The organism is Pseudomonas sp. P7548, from assembly GCF_013386585.1.
Classification (GTDB): Bacteria; Pseudomonadota; Gammaproteobacteria; order Pseudomonadales; family Pseudomonadaceae; genus Aquipseudomonas.
This window is the reverse complement of record NZ_JACARO010000026.1, coordinates 1-14,231: the sequence shown is the minus strand read 5'-3', so window position 1 is coordinate 14,231 and position 14,231 is coordinate 1. Positions and strand designations below refer to the sequence as shown.

Sequence of the window (14,231 nt, the reverse complement as noted above, 5' to 3'; positions counted from 1 at the left end):
TATCCAGTCGCTCTGTACTTGGATTTGCAAAACACCAAAAAAGACACACTCTCTTTTTAGGCCATCCAAAAAACAAATGCCAATCAATATCCCCTCATCGTCCATTACCGTTAGTAATAGACAATCCGATAGGCGCCATCAAATTACGTGCCTGAAAACCAGACAAACGAAGGAGAATAGAATGAAAGGTGGTCCGATCAAGAGTGACGGAACAGGGGGATTACGCTCAGGGAAGAGGGTTATTCAAATATTCCCATGGCGGCCTCACGAAGACACTTAATAAAATTTTTACAGGCAGGGTTAACGTCTTTGTCAGCCCGTATCGAAAAACCGACTTGGCCAAAATTGGCGGTGCTGGTCATATCAAGGATGGCCAACAAGCCAGCTTTCAAGAATTGCAATGCAGCCGCACGGGGCATCAGCGCGATCATATCGGTTTCCAACAACAAGCCAATATTAGTCAGCGTCGAAAGAGAATGTACATGATGAGGCGGCAGGCCTAACCCGCCATCCCGGAAAAACTTAGCGACAGCATTGTAGGACGGGGACTCCTGCAACGGAAATATCCACTCCTCGCACATCAACTCGGCAACGTTCAGACCTTTTCGATCCGACAGTGCATGACCTTTTCCCACTACCGCGCAAAAGGATTCATCAAACAAGACCTCGTGCTTGAGCGCAAACGCATGCGCCAGCTCTTGCTCCGGAAGCCGACCGACCACAATGTCAAGGTCCCCAGTGGCCAAAGCGGGAAACATTTGTGCCGTTGTACCTTCACGGACCGTGATCGAAACACCTGGCGTAGCCTTGCGTAATTTCACTATGGCACGCGGTAAAAGCTTCGCCGACGCGGAGATAAGTGTACCGACAATAACGTGCCCGGCATCCCCTGTGCGGAAAGCGTTGACTTCTTCAGTCATGTAACGAGTTTCAGCAATCAATGACTTTACGCGACGACCTAACATGATGCCGAATTCGGTGGGCGTCACCCCTCGATTGGAGCGATCAAACAAAGGACCGCCAAAAAAAGACTCCAGATCGTAAATAGCTTTAGTGATCGCTGGCTGAGTAAGGCCCATGGTATTGGCAGCTCTTACAAATGAACCTGACTCCAGCACCAGCTCAAATATCATGAGCTGGTTGAATTTCAATTTTCGACTTAACGTGATTGCCGATATGGGTAAGATTTCCATAACGCTCCAGGTATAAAATCGACATTAGTGCCCATCGAATGCTAAAAACAGAGTATAACGCGATGGGCCATCCGATCCTCAGGAAAAGACTGATTTCCAGACTAAATACCTACAAATTTTCTTGCCAGTAAGCCCCGCTTACTTACCAGCGCTCTTGAACTTTCAGAACGGCGCGCTAGCAAATTCAGAGTGCTTATCGCGCCTTTTAAATAGAACGCTTTTATGTTTGCCGTCCTGATTTTCAGTAATAGGAAATGGTGTATCAGTACTGCTGACTACAGCGGAATGTTGAAAAACTGGCTGGCGTTGCCCGACAGAATCTTTTTCTTGGTTGACTCCTCAAAATCACTGGTCAAAATCAAGTCACCTATTTTTTGCTCCCCCAATGGGAATGGGTAATCGGACCCCAACATGACACGATCCTCGCCCATCACACTGACCAACAGCTCCAGTGCCGCCGGGTTAAATACCGCACTGTCGACAAAAAATCGGTCGGCGTATTCGGACGGCAGGCGCGGGCAGTCTTCGCGCACGATATCGCGATGTCGCCAAGCGTTATCAACGCGCCCTAGCAGAAATGCAAAACTGCCCCCGCCGTGCCCGAAGCAAATTTTCAGCGACTTTGGAATTCGCTCGAATGCACCGGACAATATCAGCGATAAAATCGCAAGCTGTGTTTCCGCCGGCATGGCAACCAACCACGGCAACATCCACTTCTTCATCCGCTGTCCACCCATCATGTCCCACGGATGAACCAGAATTGGGATGTTCTCGTTGGCACAGTGGGTCAAAAAGGATTCGAGTGTCGCATCGTCGAGATCCTTGTCTCCCAAATGGTTGCCAATCTGTACACCAAGATGCCCCGATGCCACAGCACGCGATGCTTCTCTACACGCCAAATCCAGATCTTGCAAGGGTACCTGAGCCAGAACTTTGAGACGCTGGGGGTTGTGACCGGCAAACTCTAAGGCCAAATCATTCATTCGCGCAGCCCATTGCGCCGTTTTTTTGGCCTCCCATGTGTAGCCGAACATCACAGGCGTGGCGCAAGTCACCTGGACATCCACGCCCTGCGCGTCCATTTCTTCAATCCGGACAGCGGGATCCCATAGAGCCTGGTAAACCGGACGGAAATTATTCTTGCCCATCATAATTGAACCGGTATCACCTTTAGCGCTTACTTGTAGCCAAGGTGCCTGTGCCGAATCGAACTCCGCAGCTTCTTGTTCCGAAATCCGTGGAAAAAAGTGCGAATGCATATCGATATGTGGACTTTTCAAGATTTTTCTCCACGCGCCATTGCATCAATCGCCGCCTTACCCGGGTGAACCTGGCCGCATTGCGGGCACTTGCGTAAGTTCTCATTGGCATAAAACACATCGAACAACGGGGGCAAATCGGTGACGATATTTTTAAGTTGTACTTCAACACGATGGACAAGCCCGTTACAGTTCAAGCAGTACCATTCAAAACCATCGATCGTGCCTTGTGGCCGTTGGCGTTCAATGACCAAACAGCGACTTTCCGGATCAGGCCGTTGCGGTGAGTGACGCAAATGTGGGGGCAAAAGAAAGATCGCACCCTCTTCCAGTTCAAGACGCTCCAACTGCCCCCGGTCCATGATGTTCAAGTAAGCGTTGCCCTTAAACTGATAGAAGAACTCTTCCATCGGGTCATCATGAAAATCGGTACGAAAATTAGGCCCTCCCACTACCGTTACCAAAAAATCGGCATCCTTCCACACTTGCTGGTTGCCAACTGGCGGTTTAAGCAAGTCTTTGTGATCGTCAAGCCAGCGCTGAAAATTCAATGGTTTACCGTATGTAAACATCGTCAAACTCCCTTCTGTGACAACGGTTTATAGGCGACAGCTTTAATTTCGATAACCAAGTGTGGGTGCGGCAACTGGTGCACGGCGACGGTGGTTCGCGCCGGGCCTTCATAACCGAAATACGTGCCGTAAACTTGATTGTAACCGGCGAAGTCGTTCATGTTGACCAAGTACGTCGATATTTCGACCACGTCGTCTAACGTCGCGTCAACACTGCCAAGAATGTCTCGAATATTCTCGATGACCGCAGTGGTTTGCGCCACGATATCGAGATGCGTGGTCCCCATTTCATCCACTTCGACACCGACTAACGTATTGTCCGGGCGACGGGAACTTGTGCCTGAAACAAAAAGAAAATCGCCAGCACGCTTTACGTGGGGAAACTTTCCACGGGGCAGGGCTTTTCCTTCAACCAATTTCGCTTCAGTACTCATGCTCGCGCTCCCGTATAAAACTCGACACGTCCCAGAGAAGTAACTTCTGCGCTGACATGGGTGCCGGCGGTCAACGCCTGAGCGGCGGTGGCAGCGCCCGCCATAATCAAGGACCCCGCTGGGAGTACCATTTCTGCGCGTGCAGCCAAACGCGAGGCCTGCACGACACTGCGCAGCGGATCACCCAGGATGGCGCCGGTGCTGCCTATCTGCATGGGCCTGCCGTTGAAACGCATCGCCACTCCCAAGTTGGCCAAATCGGTGAGATTGCGCGACATGGCACCGATCACCAGGCCGGCGGAGGAGCAGTTATCAGCGACTACGTCTTCCAGCGTGAATTTAAAATTGCGGTAACGGGAATCGATAATTTCAATCGCTGGGGCAACACCTTCGAGGTAGGACGAGGCTTCCAGTAACGTCAGAGGTCGGTCGATGTCACGCTTGGTCAAAAAGCAGACTTCGGGTTCAGCACGCGGATGGATGAAGTCAGACAGGTCAATCACTGCTCCTTCTTCATACAACATCGCGTCGGTGAGAAGACCCCAAATCAGGCTGTCGACGCCCATCTGAATCATCTTCGCGCGGCTGGTGAAGCCCAGTTTGATGCCGACCGGCAATTCGCCGCGAGCATGACGCAAAGCAATCGACGTCCGCTGAATCTCATATGCTTCATTCAGATTGAACCCATGGACCGGGGTCAGCGGATCAATTTCTTCACGGTATCTGGCTGCGTTATCAAGCGCCGTTGAAATGGCATAAATGTCCAGGTTGCTCATCACTTACCCCCTCCTTTGCTCAGTAAATCCAGGGCGACATCAACGATCATGTCTTCCTGCCCCCCCACCATGCGCCGATTGCCCAGCTCGACCAGGATGTCGACGGCCGAAACGCCATAACGCGCCGAAGCTGCTTCTGCATGACGCAAAAAGCTTGAGTAGACACCGGCGTAACCCAGCGCGAGAGTTTCACGGTCTACCCGTACCGGGCGGTCCTGCAGGGGACGTACCAGATCGTCAGCGGCGTCCATCAAGGTGAACAGGTCAGTGCCATGGTTCCAGCCCAACTTGTCGATGGCGGCGATGAAGACTTCCAGCGGGGCGTTACCTGCCCCGGCACCCATACCGGCCAGCGAGGCGTCGACCCGGTCACAACCGTTTTCCACGGCGACAATCGAGTTTGCGACCCCCAACGACAGATTGTGGTGCGCATGCATGCCGGTTTGGGTCGAGGGGTCAAGGACGTCTTTGAAGGCTTTGAAGCGCTCGGCAATACCCTGCATCGACAAGGCGCCGCCCGAGTCCACGACGTACACACATTCAGCGCCGTAACCTTCCATGAGCTTGGCTTGCTCCGCGAGCTTCTGCGGAGTCGCCATGTGCGACATCATCAGAAAACCAACCGTGTCCATGCCCAATTTGCGAGCATGCTCAATGTGCTGGCGAGAGATATCGGCTTCCGTGCAATGGGTCGCAACCCTGACGGTGCGCACGCCTGCCTTGAACGCAGCATCAAGGTCATGAAGAGTGCCAATGCCTGGCAGCAGCAAGGTCGCGAGCTTGGCGTACTTGAGCACCGAGGCGGTCGCTTCAATCCACTCCAGATCGCTGTGGGCACCAAAACCATAATTGAAGCTTGAACCGGCGAGCCCGTCGCCGTGAGCCACTTCGATGCTATCGACCTTCGCCACGTCGAGTGCTTTGGCAATGGACATGACGTGATCAAGCGAATACTGGTGACGAATTGCATGCATGCCGTCACGCAGGGTGACGTCCTGGATAAAGATTTTCTTGGCGCTATTCATAGTCATACCCCTACCCGGCCGCGATCATGTTGGCGGCAATCTGCTCAGCAGCGGCGAGCGCGGCAGACGTCATGATGTCGAGATTGCCTGCGTACGCGGGTAGGTAATGCGCCGCGCCTTCAATTTCCAGAAACACCGACACCTTGATGCCGGAGACCAGGCCAACGCCCGGAATATTGATGGGCTTGTCAGCGGGAATCGTGTCGAATTGCACGTCCTGTTTCATGCGGTAGCCCGGCACGTAAGCCGCTACGTCTTTAACCATCTGTTCGATGGATTCGCGGATCGCATTAGTGTCGGCATCGCCTTCGGCCAGGCACAGAACGGTGTCGCGCATCATCAACGGTGGTTCGGCCGGGTTTAGCACAATGATCGCTTTACCGTGTTCGGCACCGCCCACACTGACGATCGCATGGGAGGTGGTTTCGGTGAACTCATCGATATTGGCGCGGGTACCAGGGCCTGCAGATTTACTGGCAATCGAGGCCACGATTTCGGCGTAACGAACCCGAGTGACCCGCGATATGGCGCGCACCACAGGAATCGTTGCCTGACCACCGCAAGTCACCATGTTGATGTTGGTGCTCGCCAGGTGATCCCTCAGATTGACCACAGGCACCACGTAAGGACCGATAGCGGCAGGTGTTAGATCAATGACCTTGATCCCGTGCTGCTGCAGTATTTCGTTGTGCTTGGCGTGTGCACCGGCCGAGGTCGCGTCGAACACGATACGAATCTGCTCGAATCCTGTCAGGTTAACCAAACCGTTGATGCCTTCGTGAGTGGTGGCAACACCCATCCGTGCAGCGCGAGCCAAGCCATCGGAAGCTGCATCGATGCCCACCATTGCGCCCATCGCCAAGTGTTTTGAATTACGCAAGACCTTGATCATCAAATCGGTGCCGATGTTTCCGGAGCCGATAATGGCAACTTGTAGCCGAGTGTTCTGGTCCATGTCTGTTACTCCTCCGCAGGGGCGAAGGAGGCGCGAACGCGACCCAGGCCTTGGATATTGGCTTCAAAAATATCGCCAGAAGCCGCAGCAACCATAGGCCCGAGGGCCCCGGTCATGATGATGTCGCCTGGTTGCAGCGGTTGCCCAAGACGCGCCATGGTGTCGGCCAGCCAAACGGCAGCCAGCAGCGGATTGCCCATGCAGGCCGCACCCATTCCAACGCTGACCTGATCGCCACGGCGTTCCATGACCATGCCGCAGGCGACGATGTCGAATGCATCCAGCTTGACCGGACGCGAGCCCAGCACAAACAGTCCGCTGGACGCGTTATCGGCAATGGTATCGGTGAGTTTGATGTCCCAGTTCGCGACACGGCTGCCGACGATCTCTATGGCCGGAAGAGCAAATGCAGTAGCGCGGATAATGTCAGCGATCGTGTGTTTGCCCTGGTCCAGAGGACGCTCGATGACCAGCGCAATTTCCGCCTCGACCTTAGCTTGCAGCACCCGGCGGTTAGCGATTTCTTCGCCATCAGCCAGACACATGTCAGCGAACAACATGCCGAAATCCGGCTGGTCGACACCGAGCTGCTGCTGGACGACCTTGGAAGTGAGGCCGATTTTGCGACCGACCAGACGCCGACCCTCTTTGAGCCGACGCTCGGTGTTGATCTGCTGCACGGCATACGCCAGCTCAACGTCGTCAATCCCGATCAAGTCGCGGACAGGCTCGCAAGGTATTCCGTCCAGCTCCGCCTGCCATAACCTCGACGCGGCGAGTTCAATATTATTTTTCATGGCTTCTTGATCACTGTGATGATTTAACGAAGGAAAATTCAATTTCGACACTGGCACCCAAAGGCAGCGCACTGACGCCGACACTGGTCCTTGCCGGCGGTATCAAACCGCCGGAAAACAAGGTTTCCCAGGCCGCGTTGATCTCGGCGAATGCGTCAAAACGGGTGGTGTAGATTCGAGCGATAAGTAGATCGCCCAAGGTCAATCCATAATCAGGCAACGCACTTTGCAGATTCGCGAGGATGCGGCTGGTTTGCGCGCCGGGACCACCCTCGACCAATTGACCGGAGGCAGGATCCAACGCAATCATTCCGGAGACCTGATAGGTGCTACCGATCGCCACACAGGGCGAATAGTGAAAACGAGGTGCAGCAATGGCGCTCGATTGCAGGGTTCGACGCATGTCCATGCCCCTTAAAGCTTGATGCAGATGTTGGCGATGTCGGAGTAGAAGTCCATCGAGAAACGACCGCCTTCACGGCCCAGACCGGACAGCTTCACTCCGCCAAAAGGCGTGCGCAGGTCACGCAGGTACCAGGTATTAACCCAGACCAGGCCGACATGGATTTGCCGGGAAACACGATGAGCGCGGGAAAGATTGGTGGTCCAGATGGCGCAGGCGAGTCCGTAGTCGCTATCGTTGACGCGGCCAATGACTTCGTCCTCGTCATCAAACGGCGAGATGTGGCACACCGGGCCGAAGATCTCCTCGGTAACGCAGCGCGCCTGGTCTGACAGCCCGGTCCAGATCGTCGGCAACACGTAAGCGCCTTGATCGCGCTCATCGTTGAACTGAGGAACCCCACCGCCCGTGACAATCGTGGCGCCCTCTTCAACCGCCAATTGGTAGTACGACAGCACCTTGTCGCGATGCCCGTGGGAAATCAGAGGGCCCATACTGACGCCTTCTTGATCCGGATAACCCACAATCAATTTCTCAGTTTCAATCTTGAGTGCCGCGACAAACTTGTCGAAGATCGAACGATGAACGTACACACGCTCTGAACACAGGCAGACTTGTCCCGAGTTGGTAAAGGAAGAGCGCAAAACACCCGCTACAGCGGCATCAAAATCGGCGTCGGCAAAGACCACGGCGGCGTTCTTTCCGCCCAATTCGAACGACACCTCCTTGACACCATCGGCCACCGATTTCATGATCGCCGAACCGGTTTTCGACTCACCAGTAAAGGTCAAGGCACTGATACCGGGATGTTGTGTCAGAAACTCACCGGCCGAATCTTTACCAAATCCGTGAATCAAGTTGAATACGCCAGGTGGAACACCGGCGTCATGCATGACTTCGGCCAATAAAGTGGCAGACGACGGCGATTCTTCCGACGGCTTTGCGACCACGGTATTACCGCAGGCAAGAGCCGGCGCAACTTTCCAGGTAAACAACAGCAGCGGCAAGTTCCAGGGCGAGATAATCCCAATCACACCCAACGGCTTGCGCACGGTGTAGTTCAGCGCGCCCGCACCGTCCGCTGTAGCCATCTCAAACAAGTCGGTGTTGCTGGTCTTCGCCAAATCGGCAAAGGTCCGGAAGTTGGCGATGGCACGTGGAATATCGAGGGTCCGCGCCTGATGAACCGGACGACCAGTGTCGGCCACTTCCGCCGCCACGAACTCCTCGAATCGAGCTTGGATGCCATCAGCGATTTTGTGAATCACCGCCGCACGGTCATGGACGCTCAGCTTCCCCCACGGGCCTTTCAGCGCTTTTTGCGCAGCAACAACAGCATCGCTGACCTGCTTCGCATCCGCCTCGAACACATTGGAAACAAGTTCGCCATTCACCGGATTAATATTGGCGAAACTCGAGACAGAAGTAACAAAGTTACCGTCGACATAATTAAGCAGTTGACAAGGCACGGTGCCAGGCACAACACGTGATGCTTGATTCGATAAGGTATTCATAGTTTTCTGCTCTGCAGGGGGTTGCAAGATGGTTTTATTTTATCGATATGCGTAGAAAACCAAATTCAAAAGATCACGGTCATTTATTCGTGAAAGTAATAGCCACCTAAAAAAAAGCGAAGCTGGCCCAGGAGCAACCCTCTGGCCAACTCCACTAAAATAGAACTATTGATGGTATCTAGACGCCTAAATATCGCTGCCAAAGGCCTTTGTCCAGACTCAGTTCCTTTGAAGAACCCTGCCAGGCGACTTGGCCCTTTTCGATAATGGTGTGATGGTCAGCCAGAGCAATTAGCTTCTCGACGTATTTGTCGATCACCAGCACGGTCTGCCCGCTTTTTTTCAACGCGTGGAGACAAGCCCAGATTTCATCTCGAATCAGCGGTGCCAGGCCCTCAGTCGCTTCGTCCAGTATCAACAAGTAAGGATTAGTCATCAGCGCACGGCCGATGGCCAACATTTGTTGTTCGCCACCAGACAGCTGCGAACCCATGTTGCGCTCGCGCTCAGCCAGCCGTGGGAAAAAGTTGTAGACCTTGTCCAGCGTCCATGGCTCAGAGGATTTGTTGCGATTACAGGCAAAGGCCACCAGGTTTTCTTTCACCGTCAGGTTCGGAAAGATATGCCGCCCTTCTGGCACCACCGCAATACCCTTGCGCCCAATGGCGTCCGCCGATTTGCGCTCGATCAATTCACCGCGAAAACGAATTGATCCCGAGTTGACCGGCGTCAGTCCCAAAATAGAGCGCACGCTGGTAGTCTTGCCCATGCCGTTGCGGCCGAGCAAGGTCGACATTTCACCTTCCCTGATCTTCAAACTCACGCCAAACAGAATCTGGCTCTCGCCGTAAGAAGTTTCTACGTTGCTGACTTCAAGGATCGCACTCATACCGCCTCCTCGCCAAGGTAAGCTCTTTTGACTTCAGGGTCTTCCCGCACAGCGTTCGGCACACCGGTGGCAATGACTCGACCATAAACCAGCGCGGACATTCGGTCGGCGAGCCGGAACACCGCAGCCATATCGTGCTCGATGAGCAGCACGGTCGATTTACCCTTAAGCGCCATGAGCAACTCCACCATTTTTTCCGAGTCTTCAGGGCCCATACCGGCCATGGGTTCATCGAGCAATAACAATTTTGGGCGGGTCCCGAGTGTGATGCCCAATTCCAGTTGCCGTTGCTCACCGTGGGCCAGACTGCCGGCGATGGTTTTGGCCTTCGACGATAAACCAACCTGTTCGAGGATCTGGTGGGCTTCGTTAAATAACGCAGCCTCGGAAATAGCCGCTCGCCAAAACCGAAAACTGCTGCCACTGCGTGCCTGCACCGACAGCGCAACGTTATCCAACACCGTCAGTTTTTTAAAAATACTGGTGATCTGATAAGACCGAGCCAAACCAGCCGCCACGCGTTTGTGCATGGGCATGTCGAATATGTCGACACCGTCGAAAATCATCGTCCCTTCATCGGAGTTCAGCGCCCCGGAAATCTGATGAATGAGTGTGGTCTTGCCGGCACCGTTCGGGCCGATGAGTGCATGGATTTCACCGCTATGGATGGATAGGTTGGTGCCGTTGGTGGCGACCAGGCCACCAAAGCGTTTTACCAAATTGCGGATTTCCAGGAGCGGCTGGTTCATGAGGACACCTTCCTGCTAAATATTCCGGCGATGCCGGTTTGTGCAAACAGCACGACCAGCAGAAGAATGACGCCTAATGGCAATTGCCAATGAATTGTGTAGTTGGACAGCGTCTCCTCCAATATTAATAGCAACGCTGCACCGAAAACACCGCCATACAAATAACCCACCCCCCCCATAATCACCATAATCATCAGCGTACCGGACTGGGTCCAAAGCATCAGGTTAGGACTGATGAAGCCATTCTGGTTGGCGACCAGCGCACCGGCCAAACCTGCCAGTGCGCCGGACAAGGTGAAGGCCACCAGCTTGAAGCGAAACACCGGATAGCCGATGGATTCCATTCGCGATTCGTTTTCGCGAATCGACTGCAGTACCCGTCCAAAGCGCGCGTTGACCGTACGTTGCACGGCGAACATCACCACCACCGAGATCAATAACACGACGTAGTAGAAAGTGACGTCAGATGATAGATCAAGTCCCAGTGGCAGGGTCGAACGCCCAGCCAGGGACATGCCGTCATCACCACCAAATGCGGCCAGAGATTGAAAGATGTAGTACAGCATCTGGGCGAACGACAAGGTGATCATGATGAAATACACGCCGCGGGTGCGTAGTGAAATCAGCCCAATCAGCAGCGCGCACGCGGCGCTAATCGCCACTGCGGCCGGCCACGCAGTCCAGGCGGAACTGATGCCCATGTCCATCAAAATGGCCACTGTATAAGCGCCAATCCCGAAAAAACCGGCGTGCCCGAACGCCACTAGACCGCCGAAACCCAGGACCAGATTGAGGCTGGTGGCGGCCAGGGCAAAGATCATGATCCGAGTGGCGAACGTCATGTAAAACGTCTGATCCAGCACACTGGCTACCCAAGGTAATACCAGCAAAATAAGTAGCGCCACGGCAGCCACGCCGAGCCGAACGCTGTGGTGAAGGGTCGAGGTCATAGGGTCACCCACGCGCAGGGAACAGGCCTTGTGGCTTCCAGAACAAAACGGCAGCCATAAGAACATAAATGATGATGGAGGCCACGGCTGCACCAATCGAGGAGGTCACCGCCGGCGACAGAAACTTGCTCAGTAACAGCGGTAGCAACGAGCGACTCAGGGTATCGACCGCACCGATCAGTAGGGCACCGACAAATGCCCCCCTAATCGAGCCGATACCTCCGATGACCACCACCACGAAGGCCAAAATCAGAATGCTTTCACCCATCCCGACCTGCACCGCCAACAATGGACCGAGCATTGCGCCCGCCAAGGCGCACAGCGCTGCACCGATGCCGAACACGGCGGTGAACAACCATTTGATGTTCACACCCATGCTGGTCGCCATTTCGCGATTCGAAGCCCCAGCCCGTACCCACATACCCAAGCGGGTTTTGGCCACTAGGAAGTACATGGCAACCGCGACCACCAATCCCACACCGATAATCATTAATCGCTGCGCCGGGTACTGCAGGCCGGGCATCAATTCGACAGGATGCGTAAAGGCAACCGGCGTATTGAGTGGGATCGGCTGAGCCCCCCAGATCATCCGTACCGATTCGTTACAGATCAGAATCAGAGCGAAGGTCGCCAGCACCTGGGACAAGTGATCCCGTCGGTACAGCCTTCGGAACAGGCTCACCTCCAGTACCATTCCGATGATCGCAGTTGCCACCAGCGCCACAGGTACGCCGATGAAGTAAGAACCGCTCGCGTCAGTCACAGTCGCGGTCAAATAAGCCCCAATCATGTATAGCGAGCCGTGGGCCAGGTTGATCATGTCCATGATCCCGAACACCAAGGTCAACCCCGCTGCCAGCAGAAAAAGCATGAGTCCGAACTGCAATCCATTCAGCGCTTCCTCAATGATCAGGGTGCTCATCGCTCAACCTTGGACGCGTCAGTATTCGGGTGCAGTTTCGCGACTAGACCAATGAGATTCGACGTAAATTGATCGACCAGCTTCGCAGTGTTGGAATCGACAAAGGCGTCCGTCGGATCGAACGCGTTTTGCGCAGAAGCGATCGCGACGTCTTCGGCCAAAACCACAGCGCCCATTTTCGCCATAATTCCACGCAAGTCGATGATCCCACGCAGGCCGCCGAATGGGCTGAGCGACGCCGCCATCAAGCCAACCGCTTTACCGCGAAACGGCGCCAGACCTTCGACGCCGTTGGCAGGCCTGGAACACCAGTCCAGGGTGTTCTTCAACAGTGCACTCACCGATCCGTTATATTCCGGCGACGCAATTAGCAACCCGTCGTGGGTCAGCAGGAGTTCGCGCAATTGTACGGCGTTCTCCGGGACCCCCGATGTCGCTTCCAGATCGCCGTCATAGATCGGCAGCGGAAATTCACGCAAATCGATGTGCGTGACCTGCGCGCCGTGTTCCTGCGCGGCGGCCACGGCGAGATTCAGTAATTTAACGTTAAACGAGGCTTTTCGGGTACTGCCGGAAAACGCCAATATTTTATTTGTTGGTTTCATAAGGTTCTTTCCGTTTAGTCAAGGTGTACTGAATGAAGCGTCACTGATGACGGGGCTAAAGCTTGCAGGCACCGACATATGCGTCAGCGTGATTGTCGAAAATCGTCGCGATAGTTCTGTTAGTGATCAGCCCGGCATTGTCTTTCTGCACCTCGCGCAGATAGAAGGTGTCCATGGGGAACTGATTGGTATTAAATTTGAAATTGCCACGAAGCGATTTGAAATCAGTGGTCATCAAGGCGGTGTGCAGTGCTTCTTTATCAGTCAAATTGCCTTTGACGTCTCTCACAGCACTGTCCAGAAGCCGGACCACGTCATAGCCTTGAAAGGCGTACATGGTCGGGATTCGGCCATAGGCTTTTTTGAAGTCTGCAACGAAGGCATCATTTTGTGGGTTTTTCAAATCCCAGGCCCAGTGCGAAGCGTTTTTGAGACCAACGATGGGGGCACCCACGGCAGCAATCACGTCTTCATCAGCCGAGTGACCCGTCGAGAAATAGGGAATTTCCTTATCCAGGCCGGCACCCACATACTGTTTGATGAAGTTGATGCCCATACCACTTGGCAGATAGAAAAACACCGCATCCGGTTTGGTCGAGCGAATTTGTGCGAGCTCCGAGGCGAAGTCCAACTGCCCCAACTTCACATAAACCTCTGCAGCGACATCACCCTTGAAGAAACGCTTGAACCCTTCGAGGTTTTCTTTGCCGCCCGTGTAGTTTGGCGCAATAATGAATACTTTCTTATAGTGATTGGTAGTCATGTAGTTGCCCACCGCCTCACTCTGCCCATCGTTCTGCCAAGACAAACCAAAGAAGTACTTATTGCAACGCTCACCGGCAAACGCCGCCGGCCCCGCTGCCGCACTGATATAAAAGGTTTTAGATGCAAAGGCAGGCGGCCCCACGGCCAGCATGACGTTCGAATAAACAATACCGGTCAAGAAATCAACCTTATCTCGTTTGATCATTTTGTCGGCTAATTGCTTGCCAACATCGGGACTCGCCTGATCATCACCTTCCACTACTTCAACGGGTATTCCGCCGATTTTGTTCCCGCTCGTCTTTAACGCCAGATTAAAGCCATCACGGATCTCAAGCCCAAACCCAGAAAGAGGGCCGGACAGCGTACTGACAAAACCAATTTTTACGCTGTCAGCCGCCTGCACGGTCATGGTCATGGTCATGG

16 protein-coding genes are annotated in these 14,231 nt (G+C 54.1%); all 16 read right to left on the bottom strand.

What is annotated here, in order from left to right; all coding sequences use genetic code 11:
- Positions 1 to 239: 239 nt before the first annotated feature.
- A complete protein-coding gene (locus HX803_RS12640; protein WP_016978837.1) occupies positions 240 to 1,193 on the bottom strand; it encodes a LysR family transcriptional regulator in 954 nt (317 codons plus the stop codon).
- 275 nt (positions 1,194 to 1,468) lie between these two features.
- Complete coding sequence (locus HX803_RS12635; RefSeq protein WP_235165410.1) at positions 1,469 to 2,473, bottom strand: amidohydrolase family protein; 1,005 nt, start codon at positions 2,471 to 2,473, stop codon at positions 1,469 to 1,471.
- Complete coding sequence (locus tag HX803_RS12630; RefSeq protein ID WP_016978839.1) at positions 2,470 to 3,024, bottom strand: 3-hydroxyanthranilate 3,4-dioxygenase; 555 nt, start codon at positions 3,022 to 3,024, stop codon at positions 2,470 to 2,472. Before HX803_RS12630 ends, HX803_RS12635 begins: the two co-directional genes overlap by 4 nt.
- Before the next feature lie 2 nt (positions 3,025 to 3,026).
- Positions 3,027 to 3,458 (bottom strand): RidA family protein, encoded by a 432-nt coding sequence (locus HX803_RS12625; protein WP_016978840.1) that lies wholly within the window; start codon positions 3,456 to 3,458, stop codon positions 3,027 to 3,029.
- Complete coding sequence (locus HX803_RS12620) at positions 3,455 to 4,234, bottom strand: 2-keto-4-pentenoate hydratase (protein ID WP_016978841.1); 780 nt, start codon at positions 4,232 to 4,234, stop codon at positions 3,455 to 3,457. Before HX803_RS12620 ends, HX803_RS12625 begins: the two co-directional genes overlap by 4 nt.
- Positions 4,234 to 5,265: a 4-hydroxy-2-oxovalerate aldolase gene (gene dmpG / locus HX803_RS12615; protein WP_200864481.1), complete on the bottom strand. Its 1,032-nt coding sequence runs from the start codon at positions 5,263 to 5,265 to the stop codon at positions 4,234 to 4,236. Before dmpG ends, HX803_RS12620 begins: the two co-directional genes overlap by 1 nt.
- Before the next feature lie 4 nt (positions 5,266 to 5,269).
- Positions 5,270 to 6,214, bottom strand: coding sequence for an acetaldehyde dehydrogenase (acetylating) (locus HX803_RS12610; protein WP_016978843.1), 945 nt, complete (start codon positions 6,212 to 6,214; stop codon positions 5,270 to 5,272).
- 5 nt (positions 6,215 to 6,219) lie between these two features.
- Positions 6,220 to 7,011, bottom strand: coding sequence for a 2-keto-4-pentenoate hydratase (locus HX803_RS12605; protein ID WP_025999934.1), 792 nt, complete (start codon positions 7,009 to 7,011; stop codon positions 6,220 to 6,222).
- A 10-nt stretch (positions 7,012 to 7,021) separates the two neighbouring features.
- A complete protein-coding gene (locus tag HX803_RS12600; protein WP_200864483.1) occupies positions 7,022 to 7,414 on the bottom strand; it encodes a RidA family protein in 393 nt (130 codons plus the stop codon).
- An 11-nt stretch (positions 7,415 to 7,425) separates the two neighbouring features.
- Positions 7,426 to 8,928, bottom strand: coding sequence for a 2-hydroxymuconic semialdehyde dehydrogenase (locus HX803_RS12595; RefSeq protein WP_050572400.1), 1,503 nt, complete (start codon positions 8,926 to 8,928; stop codon positions 7,426 to 7,428).
- Between the two features lie 178 nt (positions 8,929 to 9,106).
- Positions 9,107 to 9,817, bottom strand: a complete 711-nt coding sequence (locus tag HX803_RS12590) for an ABC transporter ATP-binding protein (RefSeq protein ID WP_016978847.1) — start codon at positions 9,815 to 9,817, stop codon at positions 9,107 to 9,109.
- Positions 9,814 to 10,566 carry an ABC transporter ATP-binding protein gene (locus HX803_RS12585; protein ID WP_016978848.1) on the bottom strand — a complete coding sequence of 251 codons (753 nt, stop codon included), beginning with the start codon at positions 10,564 to 10,566 and terminating at the stop codon, positions 9,814 to 9,816. Before HX803_RS12585 ends, HX803_RS12590 begins: the two co-directional genes overlap by 4 nt.
- Positions 10,563 to 11,516 carry a branched-chain amino acid ABC transporter permease gene (locus HX803_RS12580; protein WP_050572401.1) on the bottom strand — a complete coding sequence of 318 codons (954 nt, stop codon included), beginning with the start codon at positions 11,514 to 11,516 and terminating at the stop codon, positions 10,563 to 10,565. Before HX803_RS12580 ends, HX803_RS12585 begins: the two co-directional genes overlap by 4 nt.
- A gap of 4 nt (positions 11,517 to 11,520) precedes the next feature.
- Positions 11,521 to 12,438, bottom strand: coding sequence for a branched-chain amino acid ABC transporter permease (locus tag HX803_RS12575; RefSeq protein WP_038844280.1), 918 nt, complete (start codon positions 12,436 to 12,438; stop codon positions 11,521 to 11,523).
- Positions 12,435 to 13,043, bottom strand: a complete 609-nt coding sequence (locus HX803_RS12570; protein WP_025999937.1) for an NADPH-dependent FMN reductase — start codon at positions 13,041 to 13,043, stop codon at positions 12,435 to 12,437. The genes HX803_RS12575 and HX803_RS12570 overlap by 4 nt, the downstream gene beginning before the upstream one ends.
- A 55-nt stretch (positions 13,044 to 13,098) precedes the next feature.
- On the bottom strand, positions 13,099 to 14,229 hold the full coding sequence (locus HX803_RS12565) for an ABC transporter substrate-binding protein (RefSeq protein ID WP_177058545.1): 1,131 nt from the start codon (positions 14,227 to 14,229) through the stop codon (positions 13,099 to 13,101).
- Positions 14,230 to 14,231 lie beyond the last annotated feature (2 nt).

Bases quoted from the DNA above. Each gene is read 5' to 3' on its own strand.
- HX803_RS12570 (WP_025999937.1), bottom strand. From the start codon at position 13,043: ATGAAACCAACAAATAAAATATTGGCGTTTTCCGGCAGTACCCGAAAA.
- HX803_RS12610 (WP_016978843.1), bottom strand. From the start codon at position 6,214: ATGGACCAGAACACTCGGCTACAAGTTGCCATTATCGGCTCCGGAAAC.
- HX803_RS12590 (WP_016978847.1), bottom strand. From the start codon at position 9,817: ATGAGTGCGATCCTTGAAGTCAGCAACGTAGAAACTTCTTACGGCGAG.
- HX803_RS12565 (WP_177058545.1), bottom strand. From the start codon at position 14,229: ATGACCATGACCATGACCGTGCAGGCGGCTGACAGCGTAAAAATTGGT.
- HX803_RS12585 (WP_016978848.1), bottom strand. From the start codon at position 10,566: ATGAACCAGCCGCTCCTGGAAATCCGCAATTTGGTAAAACGCTTTGGT.
- dmpG (WP_200864481.1), bottom strand. From the start codon at position 5,265: ATGACTATGAATAGCGCCAAGAAAATCTTTATCCAGGACGTCACCCTG.
- HX803_RS12605 (WP_025999934.1), bottom strand. From the start codon at position 7,011: ATGAAAAATAATATTGAACTCGCCGCGTCGAGGTTATGGCAGGCGGAG.
- HX803_RS12630 (WP_016978839.1), bottom strand. From the start codon at position 3,024: ATGTTTACATACGGTAAACCATTGAATTTTCAGCGCTGGCTTGACGAT.
- HX803_RS12625 (WP_016978840.1), bottom strand. From the start codon at position 3,458: ATGAGTACTGAAGCGAAATTGGTTGAAGGAAAAGCCCTGCCCCGTGGA.
- HX803_RS12580 (WP_050572401.1), bottom strand. From the start codon at position 11,516: ATGACCTCGACCCTTCACCACAGCGTTCGGCTCGGCGTGGCTGCCGTG.
- HX803_RS12640 (WP_016978837.1), bottom strand. From the start codon at position 1,193: ATGGAAATCTTACCCATATCGGCAATCACGTTAAGTCGAAAATTGAAA.
- HX803_RS12600 (WP_200864483.1), bottom strand. From the start codon at position 7,414: ATGCGTCGAACCCTGCAATCGAGCGCCATTGCTGCACCTCGTTTTCAC.
- HX803_RS12620 (WP_016978841.1), bottom strand. From the start codon at position 4,234: ATGAGCAACCTGGACATTTATGCCATTTCAACGGCGCTTGATAACGCA.
- HX803_RS12575 (WP_038844280.1), bottom strand. From the start codon at position 12,438: ATGAGCACCCTGATCATTGAGGAAGCGCTGAATGGATTGCAGTTCGGA.
- HX803_RS12595 (WP_050572400.1), bottom strand. From the start codon at position 8,928: ATGAATACCTTATCGAATCAAGCATCACGTGTTGTGCCTGGCACCGTG.